The sequence below is a fragment of the Paenibacillus sp. W2I17 genome, from assembly GCF_030815985.1.
In the GTDB taxonomy this organism is placed as follows: Bacteria; Bacillota; Bacilli; order Paenibacillales; family Paenibacillaceae; genus Paenibacillus.
This window is the reverse complement of sequence record NZ_JAUSXM010000001.1, coordinates 5,219,017-5,237,469: the sequence shown is the minus strand read 5'-3', so window position 1 is coordinate 5,237,469 and position 18,453 is coordinate 5,219,017. Positions and strand designations below refer to the sequence as shown.

Annotated in this window: 18 protein-coding genes and 1 riboswitch; of the genes, 1 reads left to right on the top strand and 17 read right to left on the bottom strand. The window is 46.8% G+C overall.

From position 1 onward, the window contains the following. Nucleotides 1-199: 199 nt before the first annotated feature. From upp to QF041_RS23355, 13 genes are all read right to left on the bottom strand, one after another. Entirely contained in the window at nucleotides 200-829 is a 630-nt protein-coding gene (upp, locus tag QF041_RS23415; protein WP_017691929.1) for a uracil phosphoribosyltransferase, read from the bottom strand. Nucleotides 830-1,257: 428 nt separating this feature from the next. Continuing rightward, nucleotides 1,258-2,505 (bottom strand): serine hydroxymethyltransferase, encoded by a 1,248-nt coding sequence (locus QF041_RS23410; RefSeq protein ID WP_165980299.1) that lies wholly within the window; start codon nucleotides 2,503-2,505, stop codon nucleotides 1,258-1,260. 218 nt (nucleotides 2,506-2,723) lie between these two features. Further along, nucleotides 2,724-3,317, bottom strand: a complete 594-nt coding sequence (locus QF041_RS23405) for a TIGR01440 family protein (protein WP_307415880.1) — start codon at nucleotides 3,315-3,317, stop codon at nucleotides 2,724-2,726. Between the two features lie 141 nt (nucleotides 3,318-3,458). Further along, nucleotides 3,459-3,540: riboswitch (ZMP/ZTP riboswitch) on the bottom strand. A 96-nt stretch (nucleotides 3,541-3,636) separates the two neighbouring features. After that, nucleotides 3,637-4,209, bottom strand: coding sequence for a low molecular weight protein arginine phosphatase (locus QF041_RS23400; RefSeq protein WP_036612575.1), 573 nt, complete (start codon nucleotides 4,207-4,209; stop codon nucleotides 3,637-3,639). 58 nt (nucleotides 4,210-4,267) lie between these two features. Then, the gene (locus tag QF041_RS23395; protein ID WP_017691925.1) at nucleotides 4,268-4,828 is read right to left on the bottom strand and encodes a manganese efflux pump MntP; all 561 of its coding nucleotides are present in this window, start codon (nucleotides 4,826-4,828) and stop codon (nucleotides 4,268-4,270) included. Between the two features lie 174 nt (nucleotides 4,829-5,002). Then, a complete protein-coding gene (locus QF041_RS23390; protein ID WP_373461358.1) occupies nucleotides 5,003-6,175 on the bottom strand; it encodes an L-threonylcarbamoyladenylate synthase in 1,173 nt (390 codons plus the stop codon). Nucleotides 6,176-6,439: 264 nt separating this feature from the next. Continuing rightward, entirely contained in the window at nucleotides 6,440-7,099 is a 660-nt protein-coding gene (spoIIR, locus tag QF041_RS23385) for a stage II sporulation protein R (RefSeq protein WP_076254010.1), read from the bottom strand. A gap of 899 nt (nucleotides 7,100-7,998) precedes the next feature. Continuing rightward, nucleotides 7,999-9,219, bottom strand: a complete 1,221-nt coding sequence (locus QF041_RS23380) for an FtsW/RodA/SpoVE family cell cycle protein (RefSeq protein WP_307415879.1) — start codon at nucleotides 9,217-9,219, stop codon at nucleotides 7,999-8,001. Between the two features lie 270 nt (nucleotides 9,220-9,489). After that, nucleotides 9,490-10,710 (bottom strand): FtsW/RodA/SpoVE family cell cycle protein, encoded by a 1,221-nt coding sequence (locus QF041_RS23375; RefSeq protein WP_076254008.1) that lies wholly within the window; start codon nucleotides 10,708-10,710, stop codon nucleotides 9,490-9,492. 85 nt (nucleotides 10,711-10,795) lie between these two features. After that, nucleotides 10,796-11,680: a peptide chain release factor N(5)-glutamine methyltransferase gene (prmC, locus tag QF041_RS23370; protein ID WP_307417041.1), complete on the bottom strand. Its 885-nt coding sequence runs from the start codon at nucleotides 11,678-11,680 to the stop codon at nucleotides 10,796-10,798. A gap of 24 nt (nucleotides 11,681-11,704) precedes the next feature. Further along, on the bottom strand, nucleotides 11,705-12,772 hold the full coding sequence (gene prfA / locus QF041_RS23365) for a peptide chain release factor 1 (RefSeq protein WP_017691918.1): 1,068 nt from the start codon (nucleotides 12,770-12,772) through the stop codon (nucleotides 11,705-11,707). 638 nt (nucleotides 12,773-13,410) lie between these two features. After that, nucleotides 13,411-14,511 carry a redox-regulated ATPase YchF gene (gene ychF, locus QF041_RS23360; RefSeq protein ID WP_017691917.1) on the bottom strand — a complete coding sequence of 367 codons (1,101 nt, stop codon included), beginning with the start codon at nucleotides 14,509-14,511 and terminating at the stop codon, nucleotides 13,411-13,413. A gap of 192 nt (nucleotides 14,512-14,703) precedes the next feature. After that, entirely contained in the window at nucleotides 14,704-15,174 is a 471-nt protein-coding gene (locus QF041_RS23355; protein WP_307415878.1) for a GNAT family N-acetyltransferase, read from the bottom strand. A 213-nt stretch (nucleotides 15,175-15,387) separates the two neighbouring features. On the opposite strand from QF041_RS23355, the gene QF041_RS23350 reads away from it, so the two are divergent. Continuing rightward, complete coding sequence (locus tag QF041_RS23350; RefSeq protein ID WP_307415877.1) at nucleotides 15,388-15,822, top strand: hypothetical protein; 435 nt, start codon at nucleotides 15,388-15,390, stop codon at nucleotides 15,820-15,822. Between the two features lie 82 nt (nucleotides 15,823-15,904). Here the strand turns inward: QF041_RS23350 and QF041_RS23345 are convergent, their stop codons facing one another. The 4 genes from QF041_RS23345 to QF041_RS23330 form a co-directional block, all read right to left on the bottom strand. Then, on the bottom strand, nucleotides 15,905-16,075 hold the full coding sequence (locus QF041_RS23345) for an aspartyl-phosphate phosphatase Spo0E family protein (protein WP_101313549.1): 171 nt from the start codon (nucleotides 16,073-16,075) through the stop codon (nucleotides 15,905-15,907). A gap of 147 nt (nucleotides 16,076-16,222) precedes the next feature. Continuing rightward, nucleotides 16,223-16,360: a hypothetical protein gene (locus tag QF041_RS23340; protein ID WP_307415876.1), complete on the bottom strand. Its 138-nt coding sequence runs from the start codon at nucleotides 16,358-16,360 to the stop codon at nucleotides 16,223-16,225. A 6-nt stretch (nucleotides 16,361-16,366) separates the two neighbouring features. Further along, entirely contained in the window at nucleotides 16,367-17,710 is a 1,344-nt protein-coding gene (locus tag QF041_RS23335) for a transcriptional regulator (protein ID WP_307415875.1), read from the bottom strand. 173 nt (nucleotides 17,711-17,883) lie between these two features. Continuing rightward, nucleotides 17,884-18,240, bottom strand: coding sequence for a hypothetical protein (locus QF041_RS23330; protein ID WP_307415874.1), 357 nt, complete (start codon nucleotides 18,238-18,240; stop codon nucleotides 17,884-17,886). Nucleotides 18,241-18,453: the final 213 nt, after the last annotated feature.

The window sequence follows — 18,453 nt, the reverse complement described above, 5'->3', positions numbered from 1 at the left end:
TTCATGTTCAAAAAGTCCGGTTTTTCAGTACCAAGAATATGGAATGAAGGTAGAAATGGAGTAGCGGAGCGTAGGGAAAACTACGTGAGCAACGGACATTTCGGCTGAATTTCATATTCGATGCCGATGATGCCCTTGGGCATCCTTCGTAATCAAAATTGGACTTTTTGAACAACCTCTTACAAAGCATGCGATATGCTTATTTAGTGCCGTAAAGACGGTCTCCTGCATCTCCAAGCCCTGGAACGATATAACCATGATCATCCAAACGGTCGTCCAATGCTGCTACATAGATGTCCACATCGGGATGTGCATCCTGTACAGCTTTTACGCCTTCCGGTGCTGCAACCAGGTTCATCATCTTGATTTGGGTACAGCCACGTTTTTTGAGCACGTCAATAGCTGCAATTGCCGAACCACCCGTTGCCAGCATCGGATCAATTACAATCAATTGACGCTCTGTTACGTCTGTAGGCAGTTTGGTGTAGTATTCTACCGGTTGCAGTGTTTCCGGGTCACGGAACAGACCAACATGTCCAACTTTTGCTGCTGGCAACAATTTCACAACGCCATCCAGCATTCCGAGTCCTGCGCGCAGAATCGGCACCAGTCCGAGCATACGTCCAGAGATAACTTTACCTTGTGTTGCAGCTACAGGTGTCTGTACATCAATCGTTTCCAGTTCAACATCTCTTGTAATCTCATAAGCCATCAACGTTGCTACTTCATCCACCAATTCACGAAAATCTTTCGTATTCGTACGCATGTCGCGTATAAACGTCAGTTTGTGTTGAATCAAAGGGTGATCACATATTACTAATTTTCCCATCTAATTTGTCCCTCCGGTAAGTTCTTCATGTTCAGCATTTCCAAATATACCTAGCCACCATTCATGGGCTCGATAAATCCTGTATATTATATCATCACCAACAACGAATTACACCATCAAAGGGCACCCAATCATTACAGATTACCGAATCCTATAAAAAACAGGACCGGAAAATGATCCATCCGGTCCTGTTTTGCTCTTGCTGTTATGTCGTTGAGAAAATGAAAATGATGAATACAATGGCACTCCGCCTACAGAATGATCCTTCGATCGCTGTTATCCCCAGATTTTTTTTATTTCCTTCTAACAAGGGAAAAATCCGGGGATAAAGGCGAACGCTTCGCTTCTGCGGTCTCATTCTGTCTGCTTCGTTTTTTTGTATCCCATTTTAAGAACATCTCAAATACAAACACCATGAGCAAAGTCTTTTAGTATTTAAGATCGGTATAGAGCGGGAATTGGTCAGTCAGTGCAGTCACTTCTGCACGAGCTTCATCCAGCTTCGCTGTATCTTTTGGATTTTTCAGCGTTTTGGCAATGATCTTACCAATAGCAACCATCGCTTCTTCGTTCATGCCACGGGAAGTTGCAGCAGGTGTACCAATTCGAATACCGCTCGTTACAAACGGGCTTGTAGGGTCGAATGGAATTGCATTTTTGTTCACGGTAATACCGATGGAATCGAGCACATGCTCAGCTTCTTTACCTGTGATGTTCACACTGCGTGTGTCGATCAGCATCAAGTGGTTATCTGTACCACCGGATACGATGTTCAATCCTTCAGCGATCAGTGTTTCAGCCAGAACCTGTGCGTTTTTCACAACATTCTGTGCATATGTTTTGAACGAAGGTTGCAGTGCTTCACCGAATGCTACCGCTTTGGAAGCGATCACGTGCATCAGAGGTCCACCTTGGGAACCAGGGAATACGGCTTTATCAATCGCTGCTGCCCACGCTTTGCGGCACAGAATCATACCACCACGAGGTCCACGCAGCGTTTTGTGTGTTGTTGTTGTTACGAAATGCGCATGCGGAACTGGGTTTGGATGCAAACCAGCAGCAACCAGTCCTGCGATGTGAGCCATGTCCACCATGAACAAAGCGCCTACATCATTGGCGATGGAAGCCAACTTTTCAAAATCAATGGTACGCGGATATGCACTTGCACCTGCAACGATCAGACGAGGGCGGTGTTTGAAAGCCGCTTTGCGTACTTCATCATAATCAATCAGGAATGTATCTTCCTGTACGCCGTATGCTACAAAGTTGTACAGCAAACCGGATGCGTTAACCGGGCTACCGTGTGTGAGGTGTCCACCATGGGCAAGGTTCATACCAAGTACAGTATCACCAGGTTTCAACGCTGCAAGATATACTGCCATGTTCGCTTGTGCACCGGAGTGAGGTTGAACATTCACGTGTTCTGCTCCGAACAATTCTTTGGCACGATCACGCGCGATGTCTTCAACGATGTCCACATGCTCACAACCGCCATAGTAACGTTTTCCTGGATATCCTTCAGCGTACTTGTTGGTCAGAACAGATCCCAATGCTTCGATTACTGCTTCACTTACGATGTTCTCGGATGCAATCAGTTCGATGTTGTTCTGTTGACGTTTCAGTTCAAGATTCATCGCTTCCAGTACTGCCGGGTCATTCTTGCGCAATTGTTCCATGATTAAATTCCTCCCAGGTATAAGTGAAGTTATAAAGTGAAACTAATGTTTACACGAAAACGGCGAGTGCAACACCAATCTGAAGAAACGAAGTGGTCGCCTTTATCACCGGATTTACCCTTTAAATAGGGAATTAAAAAATCTGGGGATAACAGCGATCGGAAGATGGTGATGCAATCAAAGTCAGGAGTGTAACCCAATTAGTCTCGCTTTATATGTTAGTCACAAAATGTCGAATCTGGTTGTTCTTCCATACGATACACCGCGCGTTCGCCGCCAATCAACTTCGGACGGGTCAACGCTGTGGTTACACGAGCATCTCCAACATAGCGGAGCGCTGTACGATAGGGTACGGCTACATGCCGGAGATGCATCCCAATCATCGTCTCCCCAATGTCCAGTCCCGCATGGGCCTGCACATGTTCAGCCAGGCATGGATCGTTCAGCGAACGATATGCTGCGGATGCCATTGAACCTCCGGCCTTGGGCACGGGTACTGCACCAACCTCGGTCAATCCAAGACGAGTAAGCACAGAACGTTCCATTACCAGCGCACGGTTCAGATGCTCACAACATTGGAATACCGTGTCAAAACCGAATTCCTCCTGCACCTCGCGTATACCCGCAAGTAGCTGCTGCGCCACTTCAATGGCACCACTCGTACCAATCCGAGCGCCTGCGACTTCACTTGTGCTTGTACCGATCACAACGATCTGTCCAGGCCCAAGCTGTCCGGCAAGCGCCAGTTCATGCAGAATAGACGAGGTCTGTTCCTGCAATCCGGGTTGTTCCGAATCTAACTCTATAGTCATCCTATCATCGCCTCCCGATAAAATCATGCCCGCTGTCTCTTGGCTGTCCTTCGTATTCTTGCACGGCATCTCAGGTACTATTATAGCGAATAATCAGATGAAAGACGAAAAAAAGAGCAGTCTGCGGGTAACGCAGAATTGCTCTTTTGCCCAGGCGACCGGCCGTTTGTTCCGGTGCTCCATCGTGGTTATGCCCACTTCGTCGCCAGTTACACCGGATCCCTGTTTTCCCCTTCATCATAAAACAACCCGCGTCTAAAATCAACGGTTAATTTACATCACGTGTCCTATTTCTATAACCTGCCCCGCAGGATCAGATTTAACCCAACTTATCCAAAAGCCGGTCCAATGCCGTCCGAATCTCAGCTGCAGCTATATTGTAATCATCACGACTTCCCCCAAACGGATCGGAGATGTCGAAACTTGGAATTCGTTGTCTAATCTCAATGGCTCGCTCACGCTCCGATGCCAGGATCTCTTGCCCAAGGGCACGTTTCATCTCAAGCGTTGCAAACAGGCTGTCCAACTCCTGAACATCACTTAATACCTGTTCATCATCCTCCACATATTCTTTCAATGTATAAGTTTTGTGGACTGAATCGGGAAAAACCTGCATGACATGCTGCTTATGACTCCGTGTTAATGTAAGAACCAGATCGGCCCAACCTACCAAATTAGAGCTAAGCTGTGTGGAATGAGGTGGACCTTCAACGTTATGATCTCTCAAAACCGCTTCAGCATGTCGGGAAATCGGCATACCCGACGTTGCTGCCACACCTGCGGAGCGAACCTCTACCTGAATGCCGCGCTCCGATGCCAGTTTTCGCAAAAGCCCCTCTGCCATGGGGCTGCGGCACGTATTTCCTGTACATACGAATAAAATATGTTTCATTGTGTTAGCCTCCCCATTTTACATATGATGCGAATGATATGATTACTCGCGTTTTATTCTAAAATATAAACAAAAGTCCAAACGCAAGCAAGATTGCGCCACCAATAGCTTCGCCGTAATCCCCAAGATTCTGGCTCACCCGACGGCCTAATAGCAGCCCCATAACCGACATCACCCCGCCACAAACACCGAAAGCAAGTACGGTCAAGATCAGATCACTGCTAAACATCCCTAAGGAAACGCCAACGGAGAACGAATCCACACTTACGCTGAGGGAGAACAACACAACGCCGAGCAGGGAACGGTGGTCCACCAGCTTTGTATCGCCTTCACGGAATGCATTCAGAATCATATGAGCACCCAGCAAAACAAGCAATCCACCTGCCGCATACGTCGTAATGTCACCGAGCAGGGAGCTGACGTATTTGCCCATATACATGCCGATGAGCGGCATGATGATATGAAATAGAGCCGTTACAATACTGATTCGCAATACATCCCGCAGCCGAATGCCCTTCATGCCAATTCCGATCCCGAGTGAGAACGCATCGAGGCCAAGCGCAACAGCCATGATCAAAATGGTTACCAACTGCCCCACATGGGCAGACACATCCCACATCCCCATACCCCCAAGTCACGTAAAGGTTCTTGTACACGATATGCGGACAAGGACCTAAACATGACCGATGAAAGGCAAACGGCGACGGACCTCTGGTCAGATGCCGGCTTTATAGAATCTTGATTTTGTTTTGGAAAAAGTTAAGCAACTCTCCTGATATATGATCAGGAGAGATTATAAGGGGCGCTGGTTGCCAACTTGTATGAGTTGGTTCCCCGCAGCCTTGAGCAGCCGATTCATGACGGCTGCTCCCAGCCCTTCGCGTGAGCAGGCTTCAGCCACAATATATGTGGCGCCTTGCTCATCGCAGCTACGCAGCGCGGCGTATAGCCGGCGCGCTGCTTCTTCCAGCTCGCTGGCGTCACCCAGCGAGAACACGGCATCGGCGCGGTACTGCTCCGCGTGCTCGGCGAACGCCAGCACCGCAGTGCGCTCTCCGCGCTGCGCCGCCTCTGCAAGGGCGGCGCTGATCCAGGCCGCCACCGCTGCGGGCGGCCCCTCTACCACGCACAGCGCCCCTGCGGGTGCGTAGTGCGTGTACTTCATGCCCGGCGAGCGCGGCGCCGGGCTGCCCACGCCATCGGCCCCCTCCGCGAGTAGCGCGGGGTCCGTGGCGACACGGGCGGCAACGGCGGACAGTTGTTCCGCCGTAATGCCGCCAGGACGCAGAATGGTGACGGTACCGTCGTCACCGACCTGCACAACCGTGGACTCGACGCCCACCCCGGTGGGGCCGCCGTCCACGATGCCGCCGATGCGGCCATCCAGATCCTCGCGCACATGAGACGCGAGTGTCGGGCTTGGCCGCCCGGAACGGTTGGCGCTTGGCGCAGCCACAGGGCATGCCGCCGCCGCGATCAACTGCAAGGCCACCGGATGGTCCGGCATGCGCACGGCCACCGTGTCCAGACCGGCGGTGACACGTGGGGACACCGCCCCCGGCCTAACCGGCAGCACCAGCGTCAGTGGTCCCGGCCAGAAGGCCGCCATCAGCGCTTCCGCCGTTTCGTTCACTTCCGTGACCAGAGTATCCAACTGGTCACGGTGCGCGATATGCACAATCAGTGGATTGTCGGAAGGTCGGCCTTTGGCGACAAATACAGCCTCCACGGCTGCTGTGCTACGCGCATCAGCACCCAGGCCATAGACCGTCTCGGTCGGAAAGGCTACCGTCTGACCTTGACGAATGCAGGCTGCGGCAGTCTGCAAATCGGCGAGCGCCTGTTGATCGGCGCTCCCCTTTTTCACATCCAACATTTCAATATTACCCAATCCGTGATCGTTCTCAGCGCTCACCAAGACGCGTACATCCCACATCTCAGTGACCAGCTCTCCCGGAGCTTTCATATCACGTTCTTCTCTACCATCCCTCATCTCAGAGGTGTGTTGCACTGGTTCGTTTTCTCTGCTCATATATCATCATTCCTAAACTTCAAGTAGGTTAGTTCATATCCATATTCAATATAAGTAATTATAACATACCTGTACCGCCTCGGATGCCCTTCACACTTCACTCCACACATGAGTCTCACTATAACCTCGCCACCGATTCATACCAAAAGAGCAGCTCCCTAGATCGAAGTCGCCCTTATTCGTAGTATAAATACGTTGTTATGCGAATAATCCAGTTACCCAACTCCACAGTTTCACAGCCATATCCCACAGAAAGAATCTCGCTTCCGGTGTGTCTCCCTGCACAGATGCTTCTGCATCTCCTGGTTCAGCCGCTGCGGCTGATACCGTTGAAGGTTTCGCCAGTGCATCCCCGGTCCCTGCATCAATGAAACACAACGGCGGGAACAACACACACCACCAGTTCTGACCTTTTCCTTCGCCCAGCGTAATCCGAACCGCTTCATAATCTCCGGCAGGATACACAGTGCCACCATATAGTTTGGTCGGGAACGGAACGGAACCCAGCTCCACCTGATACTCATAATTTAAACCGCGACTGGCCAACTCTTCTCCTACTCTATTCTCAATCTCGGACAAATGCTCACGAATAACCTTGCGCGCTTCATCCAGACTTTGCGGATTCTCCAGTTCGGCTACCCACTCGCCCATCTGAGCAACGACAGCATCCCGAATCTCGCGTTTCACCAATTGATCTCCCGGTGCATCCGAGTTTGCTAGAATACGCAAGCGAATCGATTGTTCCGGAATTGCTGTGGCCGCCACAGCTGCATCCGTTTTCTGACCTTCCCACATCATGATAATCATCATAAGACATACAATAATAAGTCCAATTTGCTTTACAATTCTTCTGCTCATTCCGTTCTCCCCCTCGGCTCTCTGATCACGTTGCCTGCAACTCTCTCATGTCTATCAGTATGCCCGGTAGAGACGGAAGTAAACCTAGCATTTGCAATAAATCTACTAGAAATTGTTCAAAAAGTCCGCTATTAATTACAAAGGATACCTAGCTACATCATCAACGTCGAATATGAAATTCAGCCGAAATAGCGGGAGGCTTACGAAGGTTGTTTCCCAAGGAACCATTTTGATTGCTCACGTAGTTTATCCTACGCTCCACTACTCCATTTCTAGCCTCATCCCATCTTCTCCGTACTGAAAACCCAACTTTTTGAGCACGTACTACTAGAATGTGTGTTTAAACCCAGGCAAGTTAAACGATGACAAATGTCAGCGTCCAAAAAGCCTTGAAGTCAGGGTTGCTGACCATGGGCGAATGACTCTCGTGAATGACCAGTCGATGTTCTAAGGAACCGAGGACGTCTTATTTGCCCTTCAGGTCTTCTTTTGAAATTGTAAGGAACATGAGGCACGTTATTCCCCAAAGTTATCTGATCAACACGCTACAGAAGGCTGTTTATGTTGTAATAACGTGTCTCAGATTCATTAGCTTTCTCCGGACACTTCAAATCCCCGAATAAGACGTTTGTGGTTCGTTAGCTCCTAACACCACCTAACTCTTAACTCCTAACAGCCGGCACTTGAAGCTTCACATCATGCCCATGTACGCTGCTCCCGACTCTTACAGGTACGCCTCAGCTTACAGCAGTCTCGAAGACACCAATGCGTTGCTTCTCTCATCTCTCATTCAACTTTCTCACCCATCATGATAAAAAGGCTGATCCGCACCTGGTTACAGGGCAAATCAACCTCTTTATTCCTACGAACGATCACGTTATACGTCTCACCGCTTTACTTTACACAGCACTTTTTTCTTTCTTGAGCATATTCCATAAACGTTCCGACAACCGGGGTTGCTGCTCTCCCATCAGAAGTTCATCCTCCTCTTCTTGCCCGTACAACTTAATGCTCATGACTACACCGATGCAAGCCATATTAATAAGCAAAGAGGTGCCGCCGTAACTGATGAACGGTAACGTAATACCTGTGAGTGGCATCAGTCCGAGGAACGCCCCCACGTTCTCAAACACCTGATACAACAACATTCCGATAATACCTACAATGATGACGGGTCCCGCGCGATCTCTACATGCCAGAGCAATCAGCACCATGCGGTGGATCAGGATAAAGTACAACAGAATCAGTACGGATGCACCAACAAAGCCAAACTCCTCTGCGATCACAACAAAAATGGAATCAGAATACGTATAGGGGACTCGTCCACTCTGAACGGATGTTCCTTGCAAATAACCTTTGCCGATGATGCCCCCTGAACCGATGGCTAAACCTGCATTTTTCGTATGCCAGGAAGCTTTGGAGGTAGCTTTTTCCGGTACAAGCCAAGGATCAATTCGCTCCGCCCAATGCTCACGTTTTATCTTCTCAAGAAAAGTGAGTACTTCATCATGGTAGAAGGTATAGGCTTTGACAAAACCAAAGAACGCTACCCCCACGATCGCCAGTGCAATCAATGCGTGCTTCAGCCTCATATTTCCGATCCAGAATACCGCAGCCAAAATCACCACATACCCCAGCGCATTCCCCAAATCATTCTGAGCCATAACAAGGGCAAACGGAATAAACGCCCAACAGCCAATCGGCACAATGTCTCTCCAAAATTTCAGCGTGCCTCGTTGTCTCTTCACGATCAAATGGGCGAGGAACAAAATCAGAATCATCTTGAACAACTCTGCCGGTTGAAAAGAAAAGTTTTCGCCCAGCTTCAGCCAACCGTTGGCGTTATTGATTGAACTTCCCAGGACATTGGCCAGGATCAGTAGTATGATCCCCAAGCCATACAAATAAAACGCATATTTCACGTATAACTTGTAATTCACAAGCCCGATCACAAGCACCGCAATGAACCCAGCCACATAGAAATACATCGTTTTGACATGATGATTCGCCAAGTTGGCATCTGTCTGCGTTCCGCTATAAATCGCAAATACACTAATAATCATGAGCAACAGCATTACAAAAAGAATAACACCGTCCATCTTTTTCAACATTCTCAACATGAATCTGTCCATCCCCCTGAAATCTAGCATTCTATGATTTCCAATTGAACTCAATATTACCATTGTATATAATTGGATAATAAAATGGAAATCAGGGTCGTTTCAGGTTAAAAAACGAACTATTCAACGGCCTGAATTACGCCGTAAAAACAATAAAAACCCCAAAACATCCACCCAATGTAACTTGGGTTGGTCTGTTCCAGGGTTCTATAGTTATCTAGCTTATATACATAAATCTGACGTGCTATTTCACGGTTTGACTCAGAAACGTTATTGCTCCTGCTGGGATGGCTTGCGTCTTAGCAATTTCCTCACCAGATCCGTAATACTCGGTTGTTCCGCAGAGCCAAGAATATCCTCATTCTCTTCCGTATGGACCTTAATACTCATTACAAGACCCATGCTAATCATGTTGATCATAATGGAGGTACCACCCGAACTGATAAACGGCAGCGTAATTCCTGTCAACGGCATCAGACCAATGAATGGACCAATATTAACAAAGATCTGGTAAAGCAGCATCGCTATGATCCCAACAATGAGATAAGGCCCCGCGCGATCCTTACACTCCAGTGCAATCAGCACCAGCCTGTGAATCAGGATAAAGTACAGGAGAAGCAGTACCGAGGCACCGATGAAACCAAATTCTTCCCCAATCTGCACAAAGATGGAGTCAGCGTAGGCCAGCGGCACCCGATTCGACTGAATCGTTGTGCCTTCCATATAACCTTTGCCTGTAATCCCACCAGAACCAATCGCAAGCTTTGCATTATACGTCTGCCAGAGTACATCTCTTGAGGTCAGCTCTGGTACAAGCCAAGGGTCAAAACGATCCGCCCAGTGCGAACGTCCAATGTCATTCAGAAATTTAACAATCTCATCATGGTAATGAATATACGCCTGTGTACCACCGATAAAAGCAGCCACTGCGATCATAAAGCCAATGAGGGCATGCGTAAATTTAATGTTACCAATCCACAGTAAGCCCACAAGAATGACTACATAGCTTAATGCATTTCCCAAGTCATTTTGAAGCAATACGAGTAGTAACGGCGGCAGAACACAGAGCGAAATCGGAATAACGTCACGTCCAAAATAGAGCGGACGGTTCTTCTTTCGGGCCAAAAAGGCCGATAAAAACACAATCAGGCATAACTTGAACAATTCAGCAGGCTGCAAACTGACCCCGAAGATGGACAGCCAACCTTTTGCACCATAATACTCCTTACCAAAGAACATAACGAATATGAGCAGGAGCATCCCCACGCCATAGATATATAAATAATTTTTGATTATGAATTTATAGTTGATCATCGACATCCCAAAAAAGACTACGAAACCCAAAATATAAAAGATCACTGCGCTTTTCGGGAGTCCCTCCAGCTTTGGACGACCAAACGTTGTACTGTAAATCGATAAAATACTGATACCCATCAGAATAACGAGTATAAAGACAATAGAATAGTCTATTTTTTTAAATTTGTGCAGCATGTAATTATGTTCCCCCAAGCATTCAGAAATCTTCGGTATATCTCATTGTAGAGGATTTCACGGCAAAAAGAAAACCCGCAGAACCTTACATTTTCGTCACCTGTTCCGAAGTACGAACACCCAGGACATGCCGCTCGATTCCGGCAAGGTCCGGTACAATGATAATTTCCGGCCAATGTCCCGCCGTTTCAAGCAAAGCTGCGATGTCGCGAGCCTGCCCTTGGCCCAGCTCAAAACCAATGATCTGCGGCGGCGCAGGCAACAGCGCCAACTGCTCCAGCATGATACGGTACGGTGCAAGCCCGTCCGGACCGCCGTCCAATGCCATGCGCGGCTCATGATCGCGCACCTCTTGCTGTAACCCGGCGATATCAGCCGCCGGGATGTATGGCGGGTTGGACACAAGGATGTCCACCCGTGCCCCGGCGAACGGGGCCAGGAGATCGCCTTCACGGAAGTCGATCTGTACCCCGTTCGCGGCCGCGTTCCGCGCGGCCACTTGCAGGGCAGCCGCCGAGAGATCCCCGGCGCCAACCTGCCAGCGCGGGCGCAGTGAAGCCATCGTCACCGCGATGGCGCCACTGCCCGTGCCGATATCGACGGCGAGCGGAGCGCCGTCGGGAAACACGCGGTCGGCTTCGCGCAGCACAGCCTCGACCAACAGCTCGGTCTCCGGCCGTGGAATCAGCACGGCCGGCGTGACCTCGAACGGCAGCCCATAGAATTCCTGGCTGCCGATAATGTATTGCGCCGGCTCACCCGCAGCCTTGCGCGTGACGGCGTCCTCCCAGCAGCTGCGATGCTCGCTGGGAAAAGGCTCCGGCTGCATCATGTAATACGCGGCGCCATAAACGCCGAGTACATGTTCCAACAGCAGCCGGGCATTGTTTTGCGGCTCGTACACGCCGCACTTCTCCAAAAAAGAGGAAGCCTCCACGAAGGCTTCCCGACAGCTCTGTTCCGGCGTCATGACAAACTGCGCGCGGGTCACAGATTATTCTCCTCTATCCATCAACTCGGTCTGCTGAGCAATTGTCAGTGCAGACAAGATATCTTCAATCTCCCCGTTCATGATCTGATCCAGCTTGTGCATCGTCAGGCCGATGCGGTGATCCGTCACACGGCTTTGCGGGAAATTGTACGTACGAATACGCTCACTACGGTCGCCCGTTCCCACTTTGCTCTTCCGCTCAACAGAGATCTTTGCTTCCTCTTCCATACGTTTCATATCAAAGATACGTGTACGCAGAACTTGCAACGCTTTTTCCTTGTTGGAGTTCTGTGATTTTCCATCCTGACATGTCGCCACGATTCCCGTTGGAACGTGCGTTACCCGTACTGCGGATTTCGTCGTATTAACCGATTGTCCACCTGCACCACTGGAACAGAACGTATCAACACGGATGTCTTTATCATGAATTTCAATATCAAAATCTTCGGCTTCAGGCATAACCGCAACCGTTGAAGTTGACGTATGAATACGTCCGCCTGACTCAGTTGTTGGAATACGTTGCACACGGTGTGCGCCACTTTCGTATTTCATTTTGCTATAAGCACCGCGTCCGTTGATCAGGAAAACAACCTCTTTGAATCCACCGAGATCATTTGTATTAACGTCCATCAGCTCTACACGCCAGCCTTGTGCATCTGCATAACGTGTGTACATCCGGTACAGATCTGCTGCAAACAACGCTGCTTCATCTCCACCAGCTGCTCCGCGAATCTCAACAATAACGTTTTTGTCATCATTCGGATCTTTTGGCAACATGAGTACACGAATCAATTCGTCCAGTTCCTTCTGGCGAGTGCTCAATTCGTCAATTTCCATTTTGACCATTTCGCGCATCTCATCATCCAGTTTCTCACCCTGCATTTCCTTTGCAGCTTCGAGATCCTGACTTACCTGTTTGTATTCATTGTACGCTTCATAAGTCGGTTGCAGATCAGATTGTTCTTTGGAATATTCCCGCAACTTTTTGTTGTCACTTGCCACATCCGGGTCACACAAAAGCTCACTCAACTTGTCATAACGGTCGGCTAACGCCTGTAATTTATCCAACATGTATAGTCACCTCACACATTATTTTGTCCATGCAAATATCGTTTTTAATAATTATTTCGGTTTCATTATTCATAACATCTATAATCTATATTCCACAACGCACAGGATTCTCACCGAATCCCCTGACCGCAGCATGTATTCACATTCCTGTATGATCGACGTATAACATCGCTACAACGTCATCAAATCCTTTACTTTTAAAGTGAAATCAAGAAATCGCGTACCCTGTATGAAACTCGCTTAAGCTCATCTGTTCAAGCGCGAATTTTAACGTGGTATACGACTCTTAATTATAGCATATTCTTATGGTTCTGAATAGTAACTGTTCCGCAGGCGGATGAACTAATTTTTGGTGCTGCGAAATACAAAATGAAATTGTTGTTCGATGTTGTTCCGAAATGTAAAATAAACAAAAGCCACGATGCGCTAACATCGTGACTTCTCTAACAAAGGCCGGTGGGCGACCACGGCGAATTTCAATCAAACGAATGAAAAACCACCGGATTGCAAGCCGACCAACCTAATCCCGGTGGTTTTTCTTGTTCCTCATCTGCAAAACTCTAAGTCAAAGACCCCACGAACTTCACGAGAAGGTCGCAGGGTCATGTTATTGAATCTACATATAAACGTGTAACAACCTATACGTTGAAACGGAAGTGCATAACGTCGCCGTCATTTACAACGTACTCTTTACCTTCAAGACGAAGTTGTCCGCGCTCTTTGGCACCGTTCATGGAACCCGCTGCAACCAGATCGTCGTAGGAAACAACTTCTGCACGGATGAATCCACGTTCGAAGTCAGTGTGAATGACACCCGCTGCGCCAGGCGCTTTGGTACCTTTACGGATTGTCCACGCACGAACTTCCTGTACACCTGCTGTGAAGTATGTGTACAGACCGAGCAATTTGTAAGCCGCTTTGATCAACAGGTTCAGACCGGAATCCTCGATACCGAGTTCTTCCAGGAACATTTGTTTATCTTCGCCTTCCAGCTCAGAAATCTCTTCTTCAACCTTTGCACTGATTGGCACCACTTCTGCGTTCTCAGCAGCTGCGAATTCTCTTACTTTTTGAACGTATGCATTATTCGCCACATCGCCGATTTCATCCTCAGCTACATTGGCTGCATACAGAACAGGCTTCAGGGTAAGCAAGTGCAGATCGCGCACGATCAGAAGCTCATCATCCGTAAGTTCCATACTGCGTGCCGGCTTGTCATCGTACAGAACAGCCTTCACTCTCTCCAATACTTCTACTTCTTGAGAGGCAGTCTTGTTGCCGCCCTTCATGTTTTTCTTGGAGCGATCGATTTTCTTCTCAACACTCTCGATATCGGCCAGGATCAGCTCCAGATTGATTGTCTGGATGTCGCTTACCGGGTCAATTTTGCCATCGACGTGTGTAATGTTCTCATCTACAAAGCAACGTACCACGTGTACAATCGCATCTACCTCACGAATGTGGGCAAGGAACTTGTTACCGAGACCTTCACCTTTGCTCGCACCGCGAACAAGACCAGCGATATCTACAAACTCAAACGCCGTTGGTACTGTTTTCTTAGGTACAACGAGTTCTGTCAGTTTGTCCAAACGCTCATCGGGTACTTCAACGATCCCTACGTTAGGGTCAATTGTACAGAACGGATAGTTTGCCGATTCGGCACCTGCTTGTGTAATTGCGTTAAACAACGTAGATTTTCCGACGTTCGGAAGCCCTACAATTCCTGCTTTCAAAGCCATGTATATGACAACTCCTCATTGATTACTTGTTCGGTATGGATAATCCTATACATTATATATGACAAACCTCAAGGCATCAAGGAACTTCGCCAATTCGACCAGAGTCCCTTCCGCTTCCCGAAATCCCCAGTTAATGCGGATAATTCGTTTTGCGCAGATCTTAAGTTTGGCCTAGATTATCCGTTTTTAGATTTACCCTCTGATTTCCTTGTACATCGTCAGGTCCGTTACCTCATATCCCATCTTGCGATACAGGCTGCTCGCCCGCACATTATGTCCGAACACATGCAAACCAATGCGATCCACGCCAAGACTCAAGGCCGTCTGTTCAAGCGCCTGCATCGTCTCTGTTCCGTATCCCTTACCACGGTGCGCCTCTTCAACCACAATATCCAGCAAAAAAGCATCTTTCCCGCGACGATTATCCGTGATATTAAACCAGATATACCCTACATTGCCGTCCACAGGATGCACCAGATTGTAGAGATACGCTCCGGGTGTGTTCAAGCCTTCTGGCAGATAACGTTCATAAGATTCCTCCGCCAGTTGCTGTGCCTCTTCCTCCGCCCAGGTACCTGCTTCTACTTTTTCTTCTGCAAAATCCTTAATCGATCGAATGCGAAAACTCGCATAATCTTCCTGATTCATTGGAGAAAGTTTCAAGTTATTCCCCTCCTTATTAAGAGTGATCTTAATTATGTATGAACTCTGTGCAGTCCTTTTTGCACTACTAGTATCTTATTGTATCCTGTTCTCTCGCTTAGCGCATGAAGTTATTCTGACGATTCGGTTTTCAATTTTCATATTTATCCATTTTAATCAAAACTTTTGATCTCTTCTTATCGTTTATACCTCATAGGAAAGGAGTGGATCATATTGAACACACGTCGCCGATTCTCCAAAAAGAAAATGATTATCTTGTCTGTTATCATACTCGGAATCGCCATCGTCGCTTTTATGAGCTTTCTGAATGCAATCGATCCCTTTCGCCACTTAAGAATCACGATCCACAATCAGTCCGACTATGACCTCACCAATATTCAGGCTAGCCTAGTCCAAGGCGACAACTCGTTAAACAACAATGAGAGTGGCTCCACCTACGTATTCGATAAGGATATTCCCAGCGGAGCAAACGTAAAATTCGCCCCGCAACTGAAACGTTCCGGGGAGGGGGGCGTCTCCTTGGCGTTCACGGACAGCCGCGGAAAAACCTATAACAAAACGGTTTGCGGCTATACGGAATACTTGTCCGGCAATTCCTACATTACTGTAACCAATGAGAATATCACCGTGAAAGATGAATGTATGTAATAACGATACTTCGCTCTGTGGACTTATGTTAAAATATAGGGGCGAGCGACCCGCCAAAGTTTCTCGCCCAAAGTCGATTGAATTATTCAATCGGCTTTTTTATTTTAACCTGATTGTATTGATTAATTAGATCATCCAGGACCATAGATTGCTGTATAACATGAGGATGAAGCAGATTTCCATAGTCCATCTTGAGTTGATAGAGCTTTTGTCTCGCTGCTTCGATCTGCAACTTGAGCTCACCACAATCCATATTCACCCCTCCCTGTTGTAACATTCTAGTCCATTCTGCTAATTAGTAGGAAATCAGGCGAACTCCAACACGAAAAAGCTCCCTTCAACGTAGACAATTCACCATTCTACTTGAGGGAGCAGCTCATATTAATTTAAGAAACGCTGGTTAACTTCCCATGCCATGGCCATTAGTTGTCATGATTACTGGACGGTCTTTTTCAACGGGGATAGGTTGAGTTATAGGAACAACTACGCCTACTGCGATACTGCATGTAACTATCAATACTGCCAATTTCATCTTCATTCGTCATCAAACCTCCCGAATCATTTTTTTATATCGTAGTTTAGCTTCTTCAACTGCAAAACACCGAAATTCTTCAAATATTTTTATACACTCTAGAACACTATCTTTATTCTTAATTTTAATTACAAAATCCAAACCGTTAAAAATCAACTCAAATCCTCTGTTATAATCTTGATGTTTTAAATAGTATGTACCTAGGCCCACAAGCAAAGTACCATATTGATCATTCGTAAATTGCTCGCTGATTTTCCCAATACGGCTACTCTGTTCTTGGTACATGAAATACGCGTCATATGCTTCAAGAACTGAATCAATGTTGATATCAAACCGATTTGCCGCATTCACAATTGCACATAAAGCAGGAAAGATTTCGTTCTCTCTCTCCGAGATGTAGTTCATATAACTTGGGATAACCTCTGTTTTTCCTGACATTAATTTATATAGATAACGGTTACCTTCTGCCCATTCTTCGAACTGACGAATAACAACATTTTCCTCGTCGCTCGGATTATTTACCCAGCTATAATCGGTGTACAAAGAGACATATTGAAGTGCCTTTTCATATTCTTCATAGTAGAAACAAGCTTCTCCAAGCGCTAAATATGCGTACAAAACGTAAAAAACAATCTGCTTTTTGGGTTTAGCCTCGGGCTCTTCAGATGTTACCCCTAATTCATAATGGATCATTGCTTTTAATTTTAACTTGTCAGCAAGATTCTTCACCTTATCCCATCGGCGTAACGAAGCATACACATTAATCAAATCGTTCAATCCATCCAGCTGGTAGGGTTCATCAAGCCGATCTACAAAAAACTCAAACTGCGTTGCAAGTGTAAGATTGCTCAACTGATCCTTGGAAAGCCCGATTGTGAACAAACGATACTGACTTAGAGCCAACCGTTCAGAATGTTGCATTTTCTCACCCTCGGCTACACATACATACAAGGGCTTGGCCGCTTCTAACTTCCCTTCACGATATAACTGTTCAGCCAACTCGAACAAAAGCGGTGCATAGGAAAGATTATCCATAATTAGATTAACGGCTTCTTCCATATAATCGACCTTACCGAGTTCGGCACAACGGTATAAAAAAGGCCCCAGTCTTCGCCAATCCGGGCTTGTATGTACAAAACACTCATGTATGTATAATTCATAGAAGTAACCCTCTGTTAAACCCATCCCGGCAGTTAGTCGATCCAACTGCTGCATGCCAATGGTACGCAGCCCGTTCAGCGTACCACTCAACGTCCCTGAGTTGATTCCCGATATCTCAGAGAATTGATTGAGTGTCATATGGTTCGTTTTTAAGTAGTCTGCTAAATGATCACGTATTGTGGCTACTGAGTTCAAAGGTACACCACCTTTCCAAGCAAAATTAAGCAATGGTCAATTAAATAATACTATATTTTTGAATTTAATATCAATATTTTACTTGTAAATAATTTACTTTTATTATAAAGATATTTATCTGCTTTGCTTAAAATGTTGTAAAAAATAGCCTGGAAGAGGGCTGGAGAGCCTTGTCATAGTATGCGATCAAGCATCAAATTCATATCCACACGGTCGGGAGTCCACAATAAGACATCCGTGAGAAATGTCATCGCATCCATACCACTCAATCTGTCCACGATTGACTCTAGCATCTCTCTTGCATTTCCTGTGATATGCTCAGCCAGGACTAACCCTCCAGTATCTCCATCAATATATAAATGATCTATATGTGTAACTCTCTGTACATGCCGAAGCCATAACGTACCTTCATCTACATAAATGATATAGCGCTCATTCATGACATAACCTTGATAAATATACATTTCTCGATCTTGGTCAAAGGTGTCGAGGATTAACAAAGCACGTTCAAAATGGTTTGAGATTTTCATGACACTATTGCCCTCCCTTAAAAAGAATGAGACTCATTCTTTATAATCATTATGAAGAAATAACCATTAGGTAAATTTAAAACATTATTGAATTTGATTTAAAACCACGAACAATTTAACGCCAAAAGTTTAACGTCTATTGATAACACATCCGAACTTTATAACGTTTAACGATAAACGTCAAGTGATTATTTCAAAACATTTAACGTTAGG

Excerpts from the sequence above, each read along its gene's own strand:
- upp (WP_017691929.1), bottom strand. The coding sequence starts at position 829 with ATGGGAAAATTAGTAATATGTGATCACCCTTTGATTCAACACAAACTG.
- QF041_RS23410 (WP_165980299.1), bottom strand. The coding sequence starts at position 2,505 with ATGGAACAATTGCGCAAGAATGACCCGGCAGTACTGGAAGCGATGAAT.
- QF041_RS23405 (WP_307415880.1), bottom strand. The coding sequence starts at position 3,317 with ATGACTATAGAGTTAGATTCGGAACAACCCGGATTGCAGGAACAGACC.
- QF041_RS23400 (WP_036612575.1), bottom strand. The coding sequence starts at position 4,209 with ATGAAACATATTTTATTCGTATGTACAGGAAATACGTGCCGCAGCCCC.
- QF041_RS23395 (WP_017691925.1), bottom strand. The coding sequence starts at position 4,828 with ATGTGGGATGTGTCTGCCCATGTGGGGCAGTTGGTAACCATTTTGATC.
- QF041_RS23390 (WP_373461358.1), bottom strand. The coding sequence starts at position 6,175 with ATGAAAGCTCCGGGAGAGCTGGTCACTGAGATGTGGGATGTACGCGTC.
- spoIIR (WP_076254010.1), bottom strand. The coding sequence starts at position 7,099 with ATGAGCAGAAGAATTGTAAAGCAAATTGGACTTATTATTGTATGTCTT.
- QF041_RS23380 (WP_307415879.1), bottom strand. The coding sequence starts at position 9,219 with ATGTTGAGAATGTTGAAAAAGATGGACGGTGTTATTCTTTTTGTAATG.
- QF041_RS23375 (WP_076254008.1), bottom strand. The coding sequence starts at position 10,710 with ATGCTGCACAAATTTAAAAAAATAGACTATTCTATTGTCTTTATACTC.
- prmC (WP_307417041.1), bottom strand. The coding sequence starts at position 11,680 with ATGACGCCGGAACAGAGCTGTCGGGAAGCCTTCGTGGAGGCTTCCTCT.
- prfA (WP_017691918.1), bottom strand. The coding sequence starts at position 12,772 with ATGTTGGATAAATTACAGGCGTTAGCCGACCGTTATGACAAGTTGAGT.
- ychF (WP_017691917.1), bottom strand. The coding sequence starts at position 14,511 with ATGGCTTTGAAAGCAGGAATTGTAGGGCTTCCGAACGTCGGAAAATCT.
- QF041_RS23345 (WP_101313549.1), bottom strand. The coding sequence starts at position 16,075 with ATGGATTGTGGTGAGCTCAAGTTGCAGATCGAAGCAGCGAGACAAAAG.
- QF041_RS23340 (WP_307415876.1), bottom strand. The coding sequence starts at position 16,360 with ATGAAGATGAAATTGGCAGTATTGATAGTTACATGCAGTATCGCAGTA.
- QF041_RS23330 (WP_307415874.1), bottom strand. The coding sequence starts at position 18,240 with ATGAAAATCTCAAACCATTTTGAACGTGCTTTGTTAATCCTCGACACC.